The 22060-nt window shown below is 43.5% G+C and carries 21 protein-coding genes; 8 read left to right on the top strand and 13 right to left on the bottom strand.

All coding sequences use genetic code 11. From position 1 onward, the window contains the following. Positions 1-606: 606 nt before the first annotated feature. From MAMP_RS02605 to MAMP_RS02585, 5 genes are all read right to left on the bottom strand, one after another. Entirely contained in the window at positions 607-996 is a 390-nt protein-coding gene (locus MAMP_RS02605; RefSeq protein WP_040576145.1) for a hypothetical protein, read from the bottom strand. A gap of 83 nt (positions 997-1079) precedes the next feature. Next, positions 1080-1484, bottom strand: a complete 405-nt coding sequence (locus tag MAMP_RS02600) for a hypothetical protein (protein WP_007144421.1) — start codon at positions 1482-1484, stop codon at positions 1080-1082. A gap of 19 nt (positions 1485-1503) precedes the next feature. Continuing rightward, positions 1504-2247, bottom strand: coding sequence for a DNA polymerase III subunit epsilon (dnaQ, locus tag MAMP_RS02595; RefSeq protein ID WP_007144420.1), 744 nt, complete (start codon positions 2245-2247; stop codon positions 1504-1506). A 9-nt stretch (positions 2248-2256) separates the two neighbouring features. Continuing rightward, positions 2257-2700 (bottom strand): ribonuclease HI, encoded by a 444-nt coding sequence (gene rnhA, locus MAMP_RS02590; RefSeq protein WP_007144419.1) that lies wholly within the window; start codon positions 2698-2700, stop codon positions 2257-2259. Beyond that, entirely contained in the window at positions 2687-3418 is a 732-nt protein-coding gene (locus MAMP_RS02585; protein ID WP_007144418.1) for a class I SAM-dependent methyltransferase, read from the bottom strand. The genes rnhA and MAMP_RS02585 overlap by 14 nt, the downstream gene beginning before the upstream one ends. Before the next feature lie 26 nt (positions 3419-3444). Between MAMP_RS02585 and gloB the strand changes: the two genes are divergently transcribed. Next, the gene (gene gloB, locus MAMP_RS02580) at positions 3445-4215 is read left to right on the top strand and encodes a hydroxyacylglutathione hydrolase (protein WP_007144417.1); all 771 of its coding nucleotides are present in this window, start codon (positions 3445-3447) and stop codon (positions 4213-4215) included. Here gloB and MAMP_RS02575 read toward each other — a convergent pair. The 5 genes from MAMP_RS02575 to MAMP_RS02555 form a co-directional block, all read right to left on the bottom strand. After that, entirely contained in the window at positions 4212-5033 is an 822-nt protein-coding gene (locus tag MAMP_RS02575) for a mechanosensitive ion channel family protein (protein ID WP_007144416.1), read from the bottom strand. The genes gloB and MAMP_RS02575 overlap by 4 nt on opposite strands. Before the next feature lies 1 nt (position 5034). Further along, positions 5035-6057 (bottom strand): quinone-dependent dihydroorotate dehydrogenase, encoded by a 1023-nt coding sequence (locus MAMP_RS02570; protein WP_007144415.1) that lies wholly within the window; start codon positions 6055-6057, stop codon positions 5035-5037. Beyond that, positions 6058-6858 carry a DUF2797 domain-containing protein gene (locus MAMP_RS02565; protein ID WP_040576343.1) on the bottom strand — a complete coding sequence of 267 codons (801 nt, stop codon included), beginning with the start codon at positions 6856-6858 and terminating at the stop codon, positions 6058-6060. A gap of 95 nt (positions 6859-6953) precedes the next feature. Beyond that, entirely contained in the window at positions 6954-7814 is an 861-nt protein-coding gene (locus MAMP_RS02560) for a mechanosensitive ion channel family protein (RefSeq protein WP_007144413.1), read from the bottom strand. Between the two features lie 18 nt (positions 7815-7832). Then, positions 7833-8630, bottom strand: coding sequence for a hypothetical protein (locus MAMP_RS02555; RefSeq protein WP_007144412.1), 798 nt, complete (start codon positions 8628-8630; stop codon positions 7833-7835). Positions 8631-8710: 80 nt separating this feature from the next. Here MAMP_RS02555 and MAMP_RS02550 point away from each other — a divergent pair, with 80 nt between their 5' ends. The 3 genes from MAMP_RS02550 to MAMP_RS02540 all read left to right on the top strand — a co-directional run bounded on the left by MAMP_RS02550 (position 8711) and on the right by MAMP_RS02540 (position 15298). After that, positions 8711-10291 (top strand): lytic transglycosylase, encoded by a 1581-nt coding sequence (locus tag MAMP_RS02550; protein ID WP_237701188.1) that lies wholly within the window; start codon positions 8711-8713, stop codon positions 10289-10291. Between the two features lie 6 nt (positions 10292-10297). Then, positions 10298-10777, top strand: coding sequence for a tRNA (uridine(34)/cytosine(34)/5-carboxymethylaminomethyluridine(34)-2'-O)-methyltransferase TrmL (trmL, locus tag MAMP_RS02545; RefSeq protein WP_007144410.1), 480 nt, complete (start codon positions 10298-10300; stop codon positions 10775-10777). Between the two features lie 249 nt (positions 10778-11026). Then, positions 11027-15298, top strand: coding sequence for an EAL domain-containing protein (locus MAMP_RS02540; RefSeq protein ID WP_083821435.1), 4272 nt, complete (start codon positions 11027-11029; stop codon positions 15296-15298). Here the strand turns inward: MAMP_RS02540 and MAMP_RS02535 are convergent. Genes MAMP_RS02535 through MAMP_RS02525 form a run of 3 tightly spaced genes read right to left on the bottom strand, consistent with a single transcriptional unit; the run spans position 15285 to position 17114 of the window. Beyond that, the gene (locus MAMP_RS02535) at positions 15285-16232 is read right to left on the bottom strand and encodes a YncE family protein (protein WP_007144408.1); all 948 of its coding nucleotides are present in this window, start codon (positions 16230-16232) and stop codon (positions 15285-15287) included. The genes MAMP_RS02540 and MAMP_RS02535 overlap by 14 nt on opposite strands. Then, positions 16233-16754: an SRPBCC family protein gene (locus tag MAMP_RS02530; RefSeq protein WP_007144407.1), complete on the bottom strand. Its 522-nt coding sequence runs from the start codon at positions 16752-16754 to the stop codon at positions 16233-16235. A gap of 39 nt (positions 16755-16793) precedes the next feature. Further along, on the bottom strand, positions 16794-17114 hold the full coding sequence (locus tag MAMP_RS02525) for a hypothetical protein (protein ID WP_007144406.1): 321 nt from the start codon (positions 17112-17114) through the stop codon (positions 16794-16796). A 196-nt stretch (positions 17115-17310) separates the two neighbouring features. On the opposite strand from MAMP_RS02525, the gene MAMP_RS02520 reads away from it, so the two are divergent. The 4 genes from MAMP_RS02520 (at position 17311) to moxJ (ending at position 22051) form a co-directional block, all read left to right on the top strand. Next, the gene (locus tag MAMP_RS02520) at positions 17311-18297 is read left to right on the top strand and encodes a sensor histidine kinase (RefSeq protein WP_007144405.1); all 987 of its coding nucleotides are present in this window, start codon (positions 17311-17313) and stop codon (positions 18295-18297) included. A gap of 10 nt (positions 18298-18307) precedes the next feature. After that, on the top strand, positions 18308-18952 hold the full coding sequence (locus MAMP_RS02515; RefSeq protein WP_007144404.1) for a response regulator transcription factor: 645 nt from the start codon (positions 18308-18310) through the stop codon (positions 18950-18952). Positions 18953-19226: 274 nt separating this feature from the next. Beyond that, positions 19227-21110: a methanol/ethanol family PQQ-dependent dehydrogenase gene (locus tag MAMP_RS02510; protein WP_007144403.1), complete on the top strand. Its 1884-nt coding sequence runs from the start codon at positions 19227-19229 to the stop codon at positions 21108-21110. Positions 21111-21205: 95 nt separating this feature from the next. Next, positions 21206-22051, top strand: a complete 846-nt coding sequence (moxJ, locus tag MAMP_RS02505) for a methanol oxidation system protein MoxJ (RefSeq protein ID WP_007144402.1) — start codon at positions 21206-21208, stop codon at positions 22049-22051. The last annotated feature ends 9 nt before the right edge of the window (positions 22052-22060 follow it).

The following is a 22060-nucleotide window of genomic DNA, read 5'->3' as shown; positions in this document are numbered from 1 at the left end:
ACTTTGGAATTTATTGATTTTTTTGTGATTACTTGTATTCAAAGCGTTATTTGATTATTTAAGCTTCGAAGTTTCCGGCTAAATCCGAGTTCATTTATTTTGCTTGTCCAAAAATAAATGCACGCCTCAATGGCAACGTAAAAAAACAAACCATCATCAATACACGAAGGTTTATTTTAGATTTATAAGTCTTTAGTTTCGCCTTGCTGGCGAGTCAGGGAAATGCTTGCCCATTTCCCTAACAACCCTAGGGCACCCCACCGTGCTGGCCTGCGGCTCCACTCGTCATAACATTGATTCAGGCGGTCGGCTAAAACTCGCTACGCTCAAACACTAGCCTCCCTCAGACCTGAATAAATGTCATTCCTCGTCAGCACAAACGGGGAAAGAGAGAATTCTTTTCTTCCCGTCTATTGCCGCTAAAAATTGGCTTCATTTTATGGGTTAAGTGGGCACGTGTTTGAGCGTAGCGAGTTGGTGTCCACGCCATAAAATGAAGTTAATTTTTAGATATAAGGCAATATCGGGTGCCCTTTTGTTTGGTTCGTTTATTTTGGGCAAACAAAATAAATGAACGCCCCAGCGGCAGCGTCTGAAGTTGTAGTTTTATGTATTTTCTATATCAGACGTATGAATATGAAGTTTTACTTCAGGCGTTCTATCTCCAACTCTTCGGCCATCTAATAAGCTTGATACAAACCAATCTTCAACAAACCCTAGATATAATTTTCTTTTTTGTATTAATTCAACAATATCTTGCTGACTTAGTATATTTTCAAACCCTAAAAATGCAGCTTTCGAATCATAAAATAGACCAATATTTCCATGAGACGACCACATACTGAGGACCGACCAGATCCGAGACAATAAATGTATATCTTTATCTACGTCATTCCAATCGATTTTTGGGGAAAGCTCATTGTGAGCAACAGTTTTATTACGAAAGAACAATGCTTTTGAATTTTTATTATTAAAATGACCTACGCTTTTATTCATTTTTTCTTCAATGAAGAAAAACTCACCTTCACCAAGTAACTCAGATCTTGAAATATAGCTTTTTACATCATCCCATAAATTTCTTAATGTATTACTCTACGATCTTTACTAACAAGTTTGCCAAGAATAGAAAAAACAGCGTATGTAGCCCCATTCATCCACTGACTATAAAAGATATATTTACTAAATAGCTCTTTAGTTGCGTTGACCGACTGCAATGCAAAAATTGATGCTCTCCACTCAACTAAATCAAGAAATAATTGATCTAGACCTTGAGGATATTCTCCATCTTGATATTTAGAACTATTCAACCAGTGCTCAAGCTCAGTTATTTTTTTCGACCAATACTCTTTTTCTTCATCGTTTGGCTCAATCTCGCGAAAATTTTTAAAGTCATCAAGTTTTTGAAGCAATTGCTCATGACTTAAATATCCAGTCATCATGCTTAATGTATAACTTTTTGCTTCTTTTTCACTGAAAAAGTCCATAACTAAAAAGTCTTAAAGACTATGATTCTCTCAACCAAACACATTCCCCACCACTACTTTTCTGCACTTTCTCTAGCATTGCTTCATGCGCAGCAAGTTCTTCCTCCGAGGCTCGGATGACTTTGAGGTTTCTGGACTTCACAGTCGCAATCACTTCTTCAGCTTCGCTTCCTGATGGGGTTGAGGTTACCGTTTCCTCTTCATTAGCGGCCAGCAACATACTAACCTGGCCACCGGTCATCGCTAAATAAACGTCCGCTAAAATCTCAGCATCCAGTAAGGCTCCATGTAACTCACGGTTGGAGTTATCGACGTCATAACGTTTACATAAGGCATCGAGATTGTTTTTCTGGCCCGGATGTTTGTCCCTGGCCATTTTTAAAGTATCTAATACTGTGCAAAGCGAATTAACCCGGCGATTTTCGCCGCTCAATTTTTTGAGCTCGTGATCAATAAAGCCAACGTCGAACGGGGCGTTATGAATAATTAACTCGGCACCTTCAATGAATTGCAAAAAATCTTCAGCGATATCTTCAAAGCTGGGTTTATCCGCTAAAAATTCATTGGTGATACCGTGAACCTCAATCGCACCAGCATCAATCTCACGATGAGGATTAATATATTGATGAAATGTTTGCCCAGTGAGGCGGCGGTTAACCATTTCCACACAGCCAATCTCAATAATTCGATGATCTTCAGCGGTGCTGATACCGGTGGTTTCGGTATCCAGAATCACTTGTCGTTTAACAACATTTTCTGCCATGGTGTCCTCTTATTTCTTAGCGGCTATTTGTTCTCTGGCGGCAACAGCTAATTGATCCGCGCGTTCGTTTTCAACATGTCCCTGATGGCCTCTCACCCATTCCCATTTTACCTGATGAGGCGCTACTGCTTTATCAAGGCGCTGCCAGAGTTCAACATTCTTCACTGGTTTTTTTACTGCTGTTTTCCAATTTTTGGCTTTCCAGCCTGTTAACCATTCGGTCATGCCTTTAATGACATACTGTGAATCCGTGGTAATGGTGACCTGACATGGGCGCTTTAATGCTTCAAGTCCGGCGATTACGGCCATCATTTCCATTTGATTATTCGTGGTATTTTTTTCGGCACCGGACAGTTCTTTTTCTTGTCCCTTTGCTCGTAATATCACGCCCCAACCACCTGGGCCGGGATTGCCACTACAGGCACCATCAGTAAATAACTCAACGTGGTCCATCTGTTCCTTCTCTTGTTATCGGCTTATTCACTAAGCCGGCTGACGGAAATAAATTCGGTTGACGCCAGCGTTGTTTAAGCGGGTTGAGCGGGATCGTTCTTTTGCATGCCACCACAATCGCCACGCCGCCAAAACATGGCCATAAACGTTTTCCCCAGCGCTCTAAAAAACGGCACCTATTTAACCAACTCATCCGGCTAAAAGGCGGTCTGAACATGACTTTATGATGTTCAACCACTTCAAAATTTAATAGTGCCAACCAATCCCTGATACGGGTTTGGGTAAAAAAATGACCATGCCAGGGCGCATTGTCCTGCCATGAAAACAGGCGGCGCAGCCCCCATAAACTCCAGGGATTGAAACTACATAAAATGACTCGACCATCGGCGCCAAGAACTCTTTCCGTTTCCCGCAATACCTGATGCGGGTCATGGGCATACTCCAACACATGCAAAAGTAATAAATTATCTATACTGTGAGACTTGAAAGGCAGCGACTCAGCGCTGGCATTTAGATCTCCCGTTGGGCCCACAATACTTGTTTTAATGGCTCGATTCGACGGTGGAAACAAAGAATAATGACCACCTAATTGAACATAAAAATAGCCGACTAGAGGATGATTGAGAGATGTCAGGATATCCTGCTCATGTTGGATGAGCATCTCTCCCAATGGACTATGCCACCATTGATTCAGTCGTCGTTGTTTGTTCTCATTCATACTGTGAGCCCATTAAAGGAGAAATCATGCTGAATGTGCACAGAATTCCCGCATTTGAAGACAATTATATCTGGCTTATTCAAGCGCAAGGTACGAATAAAGTCATTGCCGTTGATCCAGGTGATGCGACGCCCGTTTTAAAAACCTTAAAAGCCAAAGATCTGGACCTTATTGCTATATTGATTACTCACCACCATGCCGATCATACTGCGGGCATTGTTGAGTTAACAAAAGACGTCGCCATTCCCGTTTATGGTCCTGCCAATGAAAACATAAATGGGGTGACTCATCCACAAACTGGCAGAGACACCATTGCTATCGACCCCGCATTTCCTGAATTTACTGTTTTAAATACACCAGGCCATACTCCCGGTCACATTAGCTATTTGGCTGAAGGAAAACTGTTCTGCGGTGATACACTATTTGCAGCTGGCAGCGGACGCTTATTAGGTGGCACCGCAGAGCAATTACATTCCTCACTCAGCCATCTGGCAACCTTGCCTGCCACAACAAAAATCTATTGTGCTCATGAATACACATTAGCCAATTTACGTTTTGCTAAAGCAGTTGAGCCAGATAATGCCTTGCTGATACAACGCTTTGAACAAACAAAAAAAGCTCGCCAGCAGCAACAAGCTACCGTTCCTTCATTGATGCAAGATGAGCTGGACACCAACCCTTTCCTGCGTTGTGAGTTAGACAGTATAAAAAAGGCGACCGAATCCTTTTCCGGTCGCCCTCTCGCAGATAGTCAGGCTGTTTTTACAGCATTAAGAGCATGGAAAGATGTGTTTTAAGCGGCCTTTTCATCTTCTTTATCAAGATTATTAAAGTGAATGTCCATTTGTGGGTATGGAATAGAGATACCGTTTTCATCAAACGCTAATTTGATAGTTTCAATCAATTCCGAACGGACCGCCCAGTAATCATCGGCAGCAACCCATGGACGCACATCAAAATTCACACTACTGTCCGCTAATTCAGACACACGAATAACAGGAGCAGGATCTGCCATGACTTTCTCATGTCCGGTGACAATATCAGTCAGTAATTTTTTCGCTTTAAGCAGATCATCGTCATAACCGATACCAAACACCATATCGATGCGTCGGGTATCTTTTGCTGAATAGTTAGTGATGGTATCGCCATAAATCAAACCATTGGGGACGATAACTTCACGGTTATCACCCGTCTTCATAATGGTATTGAAAATAGTGATTGTCTCAATGACACCTGCGGTACCTCCAGCTTCAACAAAATCACCAATTTTGAAGGGTCTGAAAAGGATAAGCATCACGCCGGCAGCAAAGTTTTGTAGTGAGTCTTTTAAAGCCAGCCCAATCGCCAAACCTGCTGCACCCAGCACAGCGATCATCGAGGTGGTATCGACACCCAGTTGGTCTAAAGCCGCAATGAGTACGAATAACAATAAAATGGCGTTGGCAATGGTGCTAAAGAAATTAATCAGAATAGGATCAAGGTTTGCTCTGACCATCAGTTTGCGTGACATTTTTACCAGCCACTTGACTACTATACGACCGACAAAAACAATGATCGCAGCATAGAGAATATTGATCAGCCAGAATACAACAATACTTCCGGTTGCAGTTTCCATGTTAGTTCCTCTTTGATATGGATTGAATCACTTCTCGAATAAGCGTGGGGCCTTGATAAATTAGGCCACTATAAATTTGTACAAGGGATGCACCCGCATCCAACTTGGCTAACGCTTGTTGAGCAGACATGATTCCACCGGCAGCGATGATAGGCAAGTCATCATCAAGTGCTTCGCGGAAAAGTCTGACAATTTCCGTTGATTTTTCAAAAACAGGTGCACCGCTCAAACCGCCCGCCTCATCAGCATTCTGCAGACCTGCTACCGCCTCACGATCCATCGTCGTGTTGGTGGCAATCACCGCATCAATTTTATGTTTATTGAATGCCTGCGCCAGTTGCGACACTTCATCAGTTGTCAGATCTGGCGCAACCTTCACGGCCATCGGTACATATTTGTTATGTTGTCCTGCTAAATCAGCTTGTGCCTTTTTTAAGGCTGATAACAAGCTGTCCAGAGACTCGCCAAACTGAAGCGTGCGAAGCCCTGGCGTATTTGGTGATGAAATATTGATAGTGACATAGTCAGCGTGAGGATAAACCTTATTAAGACCTATTAAATAGTCATCGACCGCTTTCTCAACAGGGGTATCAAAGTTTTTACCGATATTAATACCAATTAAGGTTTTTGTATCCGCTGCTTGTACTTGCTGAATAAGATGATCAACGCCCAGGTTGTTAAAACCCATTCGATTGATAATGCCCTGTGCTTCAGGAATACGAAATAATCGCGGTTTAGGATTACCCGGTTGTGGTCGTGGTGTGACTGTACCAATCTCAACAAAGCCAAACCCGAGTGCCGACATCGCTTCAATGTGATCACCATTTTTATCCAGCCCGGCGGCAAGCCCGACGGCATTCGGAAACGTCAGACCCATCACGCGAACTGGCGTCATTTTCATCTTGCGAGTCATCAGCCATGACGCACCGGTCATTTCCAACCAATCAAGACCAACTAAACCAAGATGATGGGCCTTCTCGGCATCAAGACGAAACATCAGATCTCGCATAATGCGGTAAAACATTTATACCTCCACTTCGATGTGATAACCGCTAAATTTGCGGAGATTAATAACACCGTTATCTAAAATCAGATACTGGCCTTTAATGCCATCCAACCGTCCTTCAACAGTTGCCGTTTTATCAAAATTAAATGAACTGACTTTTTTCGGATAGGCATTCACCGGGTATTCAATCGTTTGCACAGGCTCAGCTGTTAATACTTGAATAGCTGACTCGCCAAACTGTTGTTGCAGTAAGCTTATTTCACTCTCACACAAGGCTAATAATCGATCTCTTTCCGCAGCCAAATCAAGCGGTTCTGCTTCGCCTTTTAACATTTTCCGCCAGTCAGTTCGGTCAGATACATGCTGTTTAAACATCACCTCAACCAAGCCCGATTGATAACGGCTTTTTACCCGAAAAATAGGTACAGCTTGAGTGGCGCCCTGATCAATCCACCGTGTTGGAATCTGATTGATACGAGTGATACCGACTTTTAAACCAGAACTGTTTGCCAGATACACAATATGGTCTTGCATACATACCGCCTCACCCCACTCCGGTTCACGGCAGGTGCCCTGATCATAGTGGCAAAGCTCTGGCTTCATAAAACACAAATCACATTGTGCTAACTTCTGCGAACAGGGAAAACAAAAGCCACCACTGAAACTTTTTTTCGTTAGACGATCGCAATTCAGACAATGGATTTCACCCTGATAGTGTAAGGAAATCGGCTGACCGATCACCTCATTTAAAGCGAATACTTGCTCATCGAGCTTTATTGCATAATGTGCTTGCGTGTTGTTAGTCAGGCTGACCTGCATTTTGGACAATTGTCCGCTGAGCTTTGCCACTGAGTCTCCCTTTAATCTGAGTTTTTCTGCTGATCTTATCGTAGATAGGCTGTGGCCGACAGCCGCTATTCTTTGTTGTCCATATTTGGCTTTGGTTCATTATCTCTTACCAAACGAATCGGAAAAGGTTCTGTTACAGAACCGGTATATAGGGAACGATGTGGAAAAGGAATTTCTATCGATTCAGCGTCAAACGCTTCTTTGATTTCTTCATGAATACTGTTTTTGAGTTCAATAAAACTCTCACGCTTCACCCATACCGAAAACTGCATATTCAGCGATGAGTCGCCAAAACCCAGAAACACAAATTTTGGTTTGGGCTCATCAAGGCAAAGTGGATTGGCCTCCGCCACTTTCTCCAGGACTTTTCTGACCGCCTTGATATCTTCTTTCAGCGCAACAGCAATACTTAAATCAATTCGTCTGATAGGAAAACGCGTCAACGTTGTGACTTCTGACTTAATCAATGTTTCGTTTGGAATGCGCACAAACAAATTATCAAAGGTACGCAATTTCACCGATAACAAATCGATAGAAAGTACTTCACCGGTGGTCTCCCCCACCTTGATTAAGTCACCGACAGAAAAAGGACGCTCAGCGACTAAAAATAAACCACTGATAATATTGGAGGCCGATGTTTGCGAAGCAAAACCAATAGCAACGGATAATACACCGGCAGCACCAATTAAAACGCCCAGGTTGAAGCCGATCGCATTTAAGCCCATCACAATAAACACCAGCAAAATCAAATACGACGCCACGCGCGCCATCAAAAGCTGTTGATGGGTATCAAAACGGTTTTTACTCCATTGACGAACACCTCGACTAGCCATCTTGGCCAGAACCAGCCCGACAATAAAATAAATCAGTGCTTCCGATGCAGAGATAAACCATTCTGCATTGAGACTGTTAAACCATTCCGTCATAACTTTTCACTCAACTAATTAACCAAATAAGGCTGAAATGGCCTTGGTAATTTTGCTACGCCCAATATCTTCTCTCGCAGGACACACCAGCTCAAGCTCGCTGAGTGCTAGTCCACCACTTATCACATCGTCCAAACTCAAAATCGCATCATCCTGATTACGCCTGACCAGCGTTATACGTGGCGTCCAGAATTGTCCTTGTTTATCGGCATATAAACTTAAATTAGGTGCCGGTACACTGATTTTATCCAGCGTTAACATTTGATCAGACTGATTCTGAATCCGTACCTCAATCGCGGCTCTCGCCTTGTTATTGGCAATGGGCTTTACATCCAACTGCTCACTCACTTGCGAGGCATAACTCAACACCCCTTCACGCGTGTTAGGACCAAACCAGGAGTCACAGACTTTTACCGTTGGGATATCTAATAATGTCTGATCGGATTCACCAGTCGCTATCTTCAACCATAAAGGTAGACACACAAATAAAGTGACTTCCTGAAACGGCAATAAACTTACCGAAACCACTGGCCGACACACTACAGGACGATCGGCTAACGCTGGCTGAATCACCATTTTCTCTGGAAGTTGAGCAAAAACAAACCGTTGCTCATGTTTAGGTGATGACTCAAAGGGACAGTTTTCATTTCTTAATGAAGGCTCAAATTGGTTTATATTTTGTTGCCATTCATAACCTGCCCACCATTGATGAGGTGCAGAACGAAGCCCAAGACGGACATCTGCACATCGCATAACCCATTGTGTTTCCTGGGGAAAATCAAAAACACCCCACCAGTTATTTAGCTGTTCAACCATCAGTAATTGCAACTTTTATAAATTATTCGGAGACAGGTAGAAAATCCTTGCTTATAATAGCGCGAATGTTTACTCGAAATATGATAAGAATAGCACTCGTATCGGTATTTACGTTACTTGTCGCTTCCTGTAGCAGCACCCCCGAAAAAGTCGCGGGGGCCTCGGCATCGCCGTCTGTTACGTATTCTAAAGCGAAGCAAAAGCAGAAACATACTCCCTGGGAACAAGCATATAACGAATCCCTAGAAGAAAACGAAAACCCTCTATCCTCAGAAAACCCACCAATTACACTTCCTCCCCAAGACCCAACCGATGTTTGGGAACGCATTCGAAACGGCTTTGTCATCTCTGATTATAAGACGCTTGAGCCAGATACAGAACGTCAACTTCGCTGGTTTATTGATCATCAGGATTATGTCGCCAGGGTGGTGGAAAGAGCTAGACCTTACCTGTTTTACATTGTTGAAGAAGTCAAAAAACGTAATATGCCGATGGAAGTCGCCTTATTACCTGTTGTCGAAAGTGGCTTTAAACCCATGGCTTATTCGCCCAGCCATGCGGCAGGGTTATGGCAGTTTATTCCAGGCACTGGTGAACTTTATGGCCTGGAGCAGAACTGGTGGTATGACGGCAGACGTGACGTAGTTAAGTCAACACAAGCGGCACTTGATTATCTTGAAAAACTTCATAACGACTTTGGTGACTGGCAACTCGCTTTTGCTGCTTATAATTGTGGTGAAGGCACAGTCGGACGTGCTATTAAAAAGAATCAGGAACAGGGTAAACCGACTGATTTTTGGTCGCTCGATCTCCCCAAAGAAACGTCTGCTTACGTACCTCGCTTAATGGCTGTCAGCCACATGGTGAAATACCCTGAACGTTACGAACTAGAATTAAGCCCTATCGATAACAAACCGTTCTTTGGTCAGGTTAATGTTGGTTCACAGATCGATTTAGCGATGGCCGCCAAGATGGCAGGCATCAGCGAAAAACAGCTACACCAATTAAACCCGGCATTTAATCGCTGGGCAACAGCACCACAAGGCAACCATAAATTAGTACTGCCGCTGGAAAAAATTCCTACTTTTAAAACCGCCTTAGCAAAAATGCCTGCTTCACAGCGAGTGCAATGGGCACGTCATGAAATTAAACGTGGTGAATCTTTAAGTATTATTGCCAGAAACTACGACACCACAGTCGATGTTATAAAACAAGCCAATAAACTCGGCACGACTCAAATCCGTGCAGGAAGAAATCTACTGATTCCGGTCGCCTCACATGACATCAGTAAATTGGCTTTGAATAAAGCACAGAAGAGTGTGTCACCTGAGAATGTCAAAAAAACGACTTATGTTGTGAAAGCGGGTGACACTTGGTGGGATATTGCCCGAAAAAATAACACCGATGTAAAAACGCTGACTCAACAGAATAATAAATCGGCCAAAGACATCCTGCGTGCAGGCGAAAAACTTGTCATCACTAGTGCTGCTGCAGATATCAGAAAGTCGGTCAGTTACACTATCAAAGATGGTGACTCACTCTGGGCAATCTCACGTAAATTTAATGTCAGTGTTGCTGATGTGAAAGAATGGAATGGCCTCAGTGATCGCTCAACTTTACAGCCAGGTCAGAGCTTAAAACTGTATATAGACGAAACCTGATCCGCTGTGCTGCATGTTGCTCTCTATGAGCCCGAGATTCCTCCCAACACGGGCAATATAATTCGCTTATGCGCTAATGCTGGTGCAGGCCTACACTTAATTGAACCGCTAGGCTTTGCTATTGATGATAAACGCCTACGCCGCGCTGGACTGGATTATCATGAGTTCGCTGATGTCCTTGTGCATAAGAACTTCGATGAGTTCTTAGCATGGAGCGGCAGCAGACGAATTTTTGCCTGCACGACAAAAGCCAGACAACATCATCATCAAGCCAGCTATCAAGATGAAGACATTCTGTTATTTGGCCCGGAATCACGCGGCTTGCCTGAAGACGTCCTCAATCAACTGAATGATAGGCAAAAAATACGCATACCGATGCTGCCTGACAGTCGAAGCCTTAATCTATCTAATGCAACGGCCATCATCTTGTACCAAGCATGGCAACAACTGGATTTTGCCGGTGCCAAGCAGTTTGATAACAACTAAATAGTGATTCGCTAAACCCGCTTGTTGTGAAATATTGGTTTTTAGAGCCAATAAAAAAATAGAAGATGCGAGTGTCACACAAAGCTTCAGGATATCGCCGCTATTCTTATTCGACTTGATTGGGTTATCATCTAAGCATCAACACATCATCTAAATCTTTGTGTGTAAACGCTAGGGAAAGCTATAAACAGAGATGTTTACCCTCTATACAATTCATTGAGCATTATTCATGGGTGTAAATCACTAGAAATGATAAGCCATCGATTTTTTTGTGTATGTCTTCTTAACCTTTTATTGAGCCTGTCGCTACCCAGCTACGCTCAACTGGAAGCGACAAATGAAGACCTACCTCTGGAAAAAGTCAGTTTACAACTGAAATGGAAATATCAATATCAGTTTGCTGGCTACATCGCTGCCGTAGAAAAAGGATTTTATACAGAGGAAGGCCTGGATGTTGAATTACGTCCTCGTCAACCTGACATTAATGTTGTCAATGAGGTCGTCAGCGGAAAAGCGGATTACGGTATCGGTGGTATCGGGATCCTCGCTGAATACGCGAATGGTTCACCGATAAAAGCCTTAGCCGCGGTATTCCAGCATGATGCTTTAGTCTTTATGTCACGCTCAGAATCCGGAATTGTCAGTCCTTATGAAATGGCTGGAAAGCGTGTCATGTTTGACGCCAGCAATGGTAATGACGCCATCTTAAGAACCCTGCTGAATGATGCAGAAATCCAGCTGAAAGATATCAATATCATCCCTCAGAAAATGGGCATTGATAGCCTTATCAATAATGAAGTTGATGTCATTTCTGGTTACATCAGCGATCAACCCTATGAGTTTTTGCAGAAAAAAATCCCTATAAACATCATCAACCCGCGTAATTATGGTTTTGATTTTTACGGCGATATTTTATTTACCAGCGATGACGAACTGAAAAAATATCCAGGCCGAGCCCAACGCATGCTGAAAGCCTCGTTAAAAGGCTGGCACTATGCGCTCGAGCATAGTGAAGAGATGATTAATATCATCAAGCAGAAATATGGTGCTGAACAAAGCCTGTCGCGACTTAGATTTGAAGCAAGAGAGACAAAAAAACTAATATTGGCCGATCTAATACCGTTAGGCAGTATTGAGCCTGGTCGCCTGAAACGCATTGCCGATATTTATGCACAGCTGGGGGTCGCCCCTGCTCTGCCAGAAAAAACCCTTAATCACTTCATTCATCAACCCAGCACCATGTTATCTCTCACTGAAGATGAACAGGCATGGCTACAGGCTCATCCCGTTATTAAAGTCGGTGTAGACAAAGACTTCGCTCCCTATGAGTGGATCAACAAGGATGGTGAGTATGTTGGTCTGGCTGCTGAATATATCAATTTGCTGGAAGAACGATTGGGCGTGAAATTCGACATCATCTCTAATCGAAGCTGGGATGAACTGATGACTATGGCTCAAAACGATGAAATCGACATGCTGGCCTGTCTGAATGAAACCACCGAACGTAAGGAATACTTAACGTTTACCGATCCGTATATTCAAAATCCTGTGGTTATCATTAATACGGATATCAATGGCTACATTGGTTCATTAAAAAATCTGGCTGGTAAAACAGTCGCATTAGAAAAAGGTAACTTTAGTAACGCGCTGCTGAGCGATGAGTACCCTGAAATTACTTTGCTGTTCACTGACACACCTCGACAAGCATTGGAAAAAGTAGCTAGAGGCGAGGCAGATGCTTATATAGGAGATGCAGCCTATGCCAATTATCAAATAAAAAACAGCGACCTCATTAATCTTCAATTTGCCGGACAAACGCAAGCCAGAGCGGCATACCGCATGGGTATAGTCAAAAATGAACCAGAACTATTAAGCATCATAAATAAAGTGCTGAGTCAGCTATCTGAGCAAGAAAAGAAAGAAATTGAGTCTCAGTGGCTGGGTATTAAAATCGACTCCGGACCACAACTAAAAACACTGATACAGTTTGGTTCTGGCATCCTGCTGTTGTTTCTATTGTTTAGCTACTGGATTTACCGGCTGCGCCAGTCACGACGAGCCCTTCAGGAAAGTGAGGGACGTTTAAGTGATGTTTTGAACACCTCACCCGTGCCAGAAATCATTATCGATAATCACGGTAAAATTACTTACCTTAATCAAGCGTTCATTACCTCTTTCGGCTATGACCTCAGCGATATTCCAACATTAGATGATTGGTTACTCAGGACCTTCCCCAAAGTAGAAACTCGTGAACGATTTATCACACAAGCTGATATCGCGTTTAACAAACAATACGTTTCTTTCAATTTTGAATCTATTGAAACCGATCTCATCTGTAAAGACGGGCAACGACGCTCTGTCATTGCCAATGCCCGTAAAGTGACCAGTGACACGATACCAGATACATTAATTATTCTTTACGATATTACTGAGCGAAAACGTGCAGAAGAAAAATTAAAACTGTCCGGCAGGGTCTTTACACAAGCACACGAGGGAATTCTCATCACCGACGCGGACGGCCTCATCGTCGATGTAAACCCGGCATTCTCTGAGATAACGGGCTACAGCAGGGAAGAAATATTACATCAGAATCCCTCAATATTACGTTCTGATAAACATGACGCCTTATATTTTGAAGAGATGTGGAATGAACTCCGCCAGCAAGGCCACTGGCAAGGCGAGATATGGAATAAACGCAAAGATGGTCAACTCTATGCTGAGTTACTCACTATTTCTACATTGGTCGATGATTATGGTGAGACCATACATTATCTCGGCATGTTCTCCGACATTACCCAAAGCAAAGAGCAACAGCATGCCCTGGAAATGATGGCGCACTATGATGTACTGACGCAATTGCCTAACAGAACATTATTTGCCGACAGGTTCAAGCAAGCCATCGCCCATAGTAATCGCAATAAGAGTCTGCTTGCTGTGGTCTTTTTAGATTTAGATGGCTTCAAACCTGTTAATGATACCTATGGACATGAAGCGGGGGACCAGTTACTGATTGAAGTCTCTGCCCGTATTCAATCCTGTATCAGGCAAGACGATACCGCATCCCGACTCGGTGGTGATGAATTTGCTTTATTACTCAATGATGTCAGTTCAGCAGAGCACTGTGAAACACTGATAAATCGTATCCGACATGCTATTGAACTGCCCTATCATATTGATGGTAATAGCATCAGTTGCAGTGCGAGTATTGGTATCACCCTTTACCCTCTGGACAATGCCGATGCCGACACCTTGTTACGCCATGCCGACCAGGCAATGTATCAGGCAAAAGTATCTGGCCGCCAACGTCATCATATGTTTGATACGCAACAAGACGAGCAAATGTCTGAACAGCAGAATCAATTTAAGTCGATCGAAGATGCTTTGATATCGGATCAACTTGTGCTGTTCTACCAACCCAAGGTGAATATGCGCTCAGGCGACATCATTGGCGCTGAAGCATTAATCCGCTGGCAACATCCTAAACGGGGCTTGATCACACCAGCTCACTTTTTACCTGTTGTTCAAGGCAGTTATCTGGAAATAAACATAGGAAACTGGGTCATTGAGCGCGCCATCAAACAGCTAAACAACTGGATTGAACGTGGCTGGACAATGGAAATGAGCATTAATATTTCATCACGTCATCTGCAATGGCAAGGTTTGTTTGACCATCTGGACCGTGTTCTAGCCAAGTATCCCAATGTACCTTCTTATCTCATTCAATTAGAAGTTCTGGAAAGTAGTGTTTTAACCGATATTAACAATATCTCTTCTATCATCGAAACCTGCCGCCACACGCTTGGCCTTAAGATTTCACTGGATGATTTTGGCACCGGCTATTCCTCACTGACACATTTACGTCATCTTCCTGTAGATACCGTCAAGATAGATCAAAGTTTTGTACGTGATCTGATTGACGATCCCAATGACTATACGATTATTGATGGCGTTATTGGTCTGACAGACGCTTTCCATCATCAGGTCATCGCTGAAGGTGTAGAAACAACTGAGCATGGCATGATGTTGCTGGCGATGGGCTGCGATTTAGCGCAAGGTTATGCGATCGCGTATCCAATGTCGGCTGATGACTGCAATCAATGGTTCACTGATTACCAACCAAATAAGCAATGGATCGATCTGGCTAATCGTCAGCTTAATGCGGAACAGACCTTACTGGAATTAATGACGCTGCAGATCAATTATTGGCTAAACCGTGTGATTGCCAATCTAGAGTCGAGTCCTGACACTATTACTCATTGGCCACTGATGAATCATAAGAAATGTCACTTCAGTTTATGGCTGGAGCAAGCCAAGAAACAGAATTTGTTTGATAGAGTATGGATAGAGTCGATGAAACTGGCTTATACAGAGCTTTATCATAATGCCAATAGTCTGAAATATCAGTATCAGGAAGACCAGCATCCTATTAATGATGCTGGTATTGCTGAACTGAAAGCCCACTTTAAAACCATTGAATTACTGCTGGATGCCAAAAAAACAACAATAATTAGTTACCAATAAAACGGCCCAGACTTCTTGGGCCATCAGGCATAGCAATCTGCTTGATAACTTTCTGGGATTTAGTATCAATCACTGACAAGCTATTACTAAACCAATTAGTCACGTAAGCATATTGACTATCTTCGGTAAAAGACACACTTTCAGGCATTTCGCCCACATCAATTTTTGCCACTCTTTCTAAACGTTTTGTATCAAAAACCCAGACATCATTCGTGCCTTGGTTCGCCACATATAACCACTGATTGTCTGGCGTTACAGCGATACCATACGGTGCCGTACCGGCTTCAAGTGTTTTGATCACCTTGTAATCATCACCATTGATGACCGTCACCGTATTGTCCTGAATTGCTGTGACATAGATACGTCTGCCATCAGGACTCACGGTAACAGCATAAGGTGCTTTACCGGTCTTCACTTCAGCGTACTGACGCGGTGTGTCGGCATCCAGCACGGTTAGTGTGTCACTATTACGATTAGCGACATAGATACGCCTTGCTTCACTATCGATGGCCAAGCCAGCAGGATTTTTACCCACAGATAAAATATCAACGACTAATTTTGTCTCCGGGTTAATCACAACAACGGCATTGCGCTCCCAGTCAGAGACAAAAACCTGATGTTTACCTGAGGGATCCACAGCAACAGCAAAAGGTTGCCCACCCGTTCTGATTTCACCCAGTTTCTTATTGGTTTGCGTATCAATCATGGTCACAACACCCATTTCCGGATGGGTGACGAATAATTGATGACGCTGATTGTCTAAAGAGACACCTACCGGTCCTGTTGCGACATCAACCGCAGTCATGATTTCCTGTTTTTCAATATCAACAACCGTGACCTTACTGGCTGCCTGACTACTGATGTAGGCATGTTGCGCTGCTAGTGGCATAGCCACTAGCAATAAACTCAATGAGAGACCTAAACGCAACTTCACTTATTTCTTCCCTTCAAGTGATTCTTTCAGGCTGGCCATACCTGTTTTGGCAAACGCTTCCATGGCTTTGACTGCTGATTCATCATTGTATTGTTCAGGTGGGAAATTGCCGGTATCCGCACGATAAAAGCGGCCCTTCCAACTCATTTCCGTACCATCATTCACCTTGCTTAATTCAATACTGACTGTATAAAAGCTCACTGGAAAAGCTTCAATATTCTCTTCTAATAAACGATAACTCAGATAATGTTTCGCATCGTCTTTCTCATCCAGGCTATCAGTAATTTCACCCTTGCCTTTTAACTTGAGAACTCGCGTGCCTTCTTCGGGCGATGTCACTGACTCAACCATGGGATGCCAATCGGCTATGCCATTAAAATCTGAGACTTTTTCCCAAACCTTATCAATCGGTGCAGCAATCACCACTTTTTCATCGATTTTTTGTGGTGTCGGTCCATGAGCGAAAGCAAGGCTGGTGACGAATAATTGACTTGCCATCAAGGCGGTTGCCCATAATTTCATTAAGTGTTCCTCTTTAATTTAAGTGTCGTAAATAGGATGTTATTTAGGGTTGCGATTGGTATGTCCCAATGTCTCAACATGGCCATTAACAATGCCGAACTGGGTATAGCGATAAATTTTGTCAGAGTGTGCTTGCTGCACAAGATCACGATAAATCCAGAACTCAATCGTGCCACTGGCGTTTTCTTTCTTAGCGATGCTGTCAGGCTCACCCAACTCTGTTCTGATAAATTCGGGGGTTTTTCCGGTGAAGTGTTTGAGGAATGCCATTTCCTCATAGGTTTTGTGTGTGGTGGAATCCGCCAGGCTTATTCCGGGGAAAAAAAGTAGTACTGAAAGCAGTAGTGGCAAGAGTTTCATGTTCTTCCTCAAAGTGAATAGAAAACTTGACCATCGTACTGAGCATTGTGCCGATACCGTTAGAGACATGTCCTTGTATTTCATCAGGACCTTTTCATCTATGTCTGCGTGATTTGCTCCCCATCTCATCTTAGGCTATGGGTAAATCGCTGCCTCTGCTTCATACTTTTCTTTTTTAATGACGTATGAATACATTATGGAAGGCCTGCAGCAGCTCAAGCATCACACTGATAATAATCAGCGTAAACACAGTATTAAACGCGACGTCGTCTGGATTACCATCTCGTCACTTATTACTTATCTTGTCGCATCGTATTTGGATCTGGCAGAGCGTTATATCGATTGGACTGCTCTGGGCGAGTTCTATCAGCTTGATGAGATTATTTTTGTATTACTGGTTTTTTGTGCGGGCCTTATCTGGTTTAGCACCCGACGTATTTCAGAGTTATCACTGTCGCTCAAACACAATTTGGCGATGCAGGCAGAATTAAGCCAAAACAATAAAAAAATACGCCAGCTACTCAACGATAAACAGTCCTTAGTCCAACGAATAGCCTTGGTCAGAGAGTCTGAACGCGATCATCTCGCCTCTGAACTTCACGATATCTTTGGTCAACACCTTGCTGCAATGGATGCCAACCTGACTGTCGCCTTAAACCAAACCGACGACCCCACTCTCCAGCCTATCCTCGAATCTGTCATGGACAGTACAACAGTGCTTCGCTCAATTACCCGTAATAAATTACGTCATCTAAAGCCACCGAGCCTTGACAGTATCGGCCTTAAAGGCGCTGTTCGTGAGCTGGTTTCTGAATGGAAACAAGCCTTCCAGGGTAGAGAACATCTCTCACTGGAGATACAGGATCATGAAATACCCAAAGCAGTTGCACTGTCGATATATCGAGGCCTACAGGAAGGGCTGACGAATATTAGCCGTCACGCCAATGCCGATCAGGTTTTTATCTATTTGCATCAATTCCGTGAACCTGGCAATGCCTGTATTCAATTAAAGCTGGAAGATGACGGTCAGGGCTTCAACAGCAATATAGAAGCCCAACAAGGCCTTGGACTTATCAGTATTCGTGAACGTTGTGAGGCTTTAGACGGCGAATTTTATATTGCATCTCGTCAGCCTCAGGGAACCTGCTTAACGATTACGATTCCTTATGACCCAATTATTTGAGTAAACCATCATGTCTAAAACGACTATATTATTGATTGATGATCACGCCATTTTACGAGATGGCTACCAACATTTATTGAACTCTTCAGGGTTTGACGTCATCGGTCAGGCCAGTAATTCAGAAGAAGGTTACCGGCTCTATGTCAGTCATAAACCGGATGTTTGTATCATTGATATCAGCATGCCTGGTGCCGGTGGCCTTGAATGTATTCGCCGCATAACATCCCGTGATCCACAAGCTAAAATTCTTGTTTGCACCATGCACGATGATTCCACGCTGGCTATGCGAGCGATGGATATGGGAGCGCGCGGTTATATCACTAAATCCTGTCCATCATCCGTATTGATTGAAGCCGTTAAAACGATAGCCAGTCGTGGCCACTATCTCAGTACAGAGATTGCTCGCGCCATTGCCATGGAAAAACTGATTCATGCTGATCAGAAAGTGCACTCGTTATCACATCAGGAATTTGCCGTATTTCGCATGGTGGCAGAAGGAAAAAGTATCAATGAAATGGCTGATAACTTAGCTCTGGCGCCTAAAACAGTATCCAATTACAAAACCAATATGATGCGAAAATTAGGCACTAATAATCTGGCCGAAATTATTTTCCTGGCACAAAAAACCGGCCTGATCACTACACCGCCTAGTTAATGGTGGCTAGTGAAAAAGTTCATTATGTTTTTACACATAGCTCCCATAGAGAAAAACATAAACAACAAATAAATTATTGATATATAAAAATAAAAAACTTAAACAACATAGCTTCACCAGCGAATTAAGGATAACTTCCCTGAACCTTTCAGGTGTCGCTCTCTATCCCCTGTCACAGCAAAGATAAGAAGATGACCTTTGTGCTCAGCCGTGTTTTTTACAGCTGATACACAAAGTCAGCATTGACTGACTCTCAAAACAAATAGGAGGATATATGAGAGAAATGCATCATAGCCGGTGGTCAAAAATCGGTACTGCGCTTGCTGTCTCATCCGCACTCGGATTGATGTCAGGCATGTCAGTTGCAAATGATAAGTTAGTAGAACTGTCTAAAAGCAATGAAAACTGGGTAATGCAAGGGAAAGATTTCTCAGGCACCCACTACAGTACTGCCAAACAAATTAACAAAGACAACGTTAAAAAACTGCGTCCATCATGGTCATTCTCAACAGGTGTACTAAACGGTCATGAAGGTGCACCGCTTGTTGTGAACGGCACTATGTACATTCACACACCTTTCCCGAACAACACTTTTGCTATCGATCTGGATGAGCCAGGTGTGATCAAATGGGAACACAAACCAAAACAAGATCCAGCTGCACGTGCTGTTGCCTGTTGTGACGTTGTTAACCGTGGTCTAGCTTACTGGCCAGGGGATGACAAAGCGCCAGCGATGATCGTGAAAAGCTTACTGGATGGTCACGTTGTCGCATTAAATGCTGAAACAGGTGAAGAATACTGGAAAGTAGAAAATGGTGATATCAGCGTTGGTCAAACAGAAACAGCTGCACCATTTGTTGCTAAAGACTTGGTTATCCAAGGTTCTTCTGGTGCTGAATTAGGTGTTCGTGGTTATGTCACCGCATACGATATTCACACAGGTGAAATGGTATGGCGTTGGTATGCAACGGGTCCTGATGCAGATGTGGGTCTGGATAAAGACTTCAACAAACATAACCCTCACTATGGTCAAAAAGGTCTGGGTACATCTACCTGGGAAGACAACGCATGGAAAATCGGTGGTGGTACTAACTGGGGTTGGTATGCCTACGATCCACAATTAGACATGTTCTACTATGGTTCAGGTAACCCTGCTCCCTGGAACGAAACGATGCGTCCTGGTGATAACAAATGGACGATGACTATCTGGGGTCGTGATCTGGAAACCGGTTTAGCTAAATTCGGTTACCAAAAAACACCTCATGATGAATGGGATTACGCGGGCGTTAACGTCATGATGCTTTCTGAGCAAAAAGACAAAAATGGCAAAATGCGTAAATTGCTGACTCACCCTGACCGTAACGGCATCATCTACACACTGGATCGTGAAACAGGTGACTTAGTGTCTGCTAACAAAATGGATGACACGGCAAACTGGGTGAAAAAAGTCGATCTGGAAACAGGTTTACCAATTCGTGACCCTGAATATGGAACACGTATGGGACACCGTTCACGTGATGTATGTCCATCAGCAATGGGCTTCCATAACCAAGGTTTCGATTCTTACGATCCTAAACGTGAATTGTTCTACTTAGGTATTAACCACCTATGTATGGATTGGGAACCGTTCATGTTGCCATATCGTGCAGGTCAGTTCTTCGTTGGTGCCAACGTATGGACATACCCTGGTCCTAAAGGTGATCGTCAAAACGGAATCGGTTCAGGCCAAGTTAAAGCCTACAACGCGATTACGGGTGAGTTCGCCTGGGAAAAAATGGAGAAATTCTCTGTTTGGGGTGGTACGACTGCAACTGAAGGCGGCTTAGTGTTCTACGGAACATTAGATGGCTTCATCAAAGCACGCGACGCTGATACAGGTAAATTACTGTGGAAATTCAAACTGCCTTCAGGTGTTATCGGTCATCCAATGACTTACACACATAAAGGTACACAGTATGTTGCTATCAACTACGGTGTCGGTGGTTGGCCTGCAGTAGGTCTGGTATTTGACCTAAATGACCCATCAGCTGGTTTAGGTGCAGTAGGTGCCTTTAAAGAACTGGCTAAAAACACTCAAATGGGTGGTGGTGTCATGGTCTTCTCACTTGATGGTAAGAGCCCATATGACGACGTGAGCTTAGGTGAATACGGCATGTAAGCAGTCGCTTACAGGTCAATAACTTAAGACTTATTTCGTTAGAAACCTGGCCAGCAACCATAGGGTTGCTGGCCTCCATCAAAGAGACCAACACGATGAAACGAAACATGAAACAAGCCAAATCAGGTCGGATGTTACCTTCTTTTTTGGCACTCCTATTAGGCAGTGGCTTAGCCTTTAATGCACAAGCCAATACCAGCACGCTCAAAGTGTGTGCAGCCAGTGATGAAATGCCTTATTCAAATAAGCAGCAGGAAGGCTTTGAGAATCAACTGGCAAAAATTCTAGCGGATACCATGGATCGGGAACTAGAGTTCGTCTGGTCCGACAAAGCAGCTATTTTTCTTGTTACTGAAAAACTGCTTAAAAACCAATGTGATGTCGTCATGGGCGTAGACAAAGGTGACCCTCGTGTCGCGACCAGTGACCCTTACTATAAATCGGGTTATGCCTTTATCTACCCAGCAGACAAAGGACTGGATATTAAAAACTGGCAAAGTCCTGCTCTGAAGGACATGTCTAAATTTGCCATCGTTCCAGGTAGTCCTTCAGAAGTGATGCTGCGTGAAATTGATAAATATGAAGGCAACTTCAATTACACCATGTCATTAATCGGTTTTAAGTCACGCCGTAACCAGTATGTACGTTACGCACCCGATTTACTGGTGTCAGAAGTCGTTTCAGGCAAAGCAGATATCGCTCACATCTGGGCACCAGAAGCTGCCCGCTATGTTAAGTCAGCCTCTGTACCACTAAAAATGGTGGTATCTGAAGAAATTGCGCCGACTCGTGATGGGGAAGGTGTAAGACAACAGTTTGAACAATCGATCGCCGTGCGCAGTGACGATCAGGAACTGTTGAAAGAAATCAATACAGCGCTGCATAAAGCTGATCCCAAGATCAAAGCCGTATTGAAAGACGAAGGCATCCCTCTTTTATAACTCAAATAA

The organism is Methylophaga thalassica MP, from assembly GCF_000214595.1.
Lineage (GTDB): Bacteria > Pseudomonadota > Gammaproteobacteria > Nitrosococcales > Methylophagaceae > Methylophaga > Methylophaga thalassica.
This window is presented reverse-complemented; position numbering and strand designations above follow the sequence as displayed.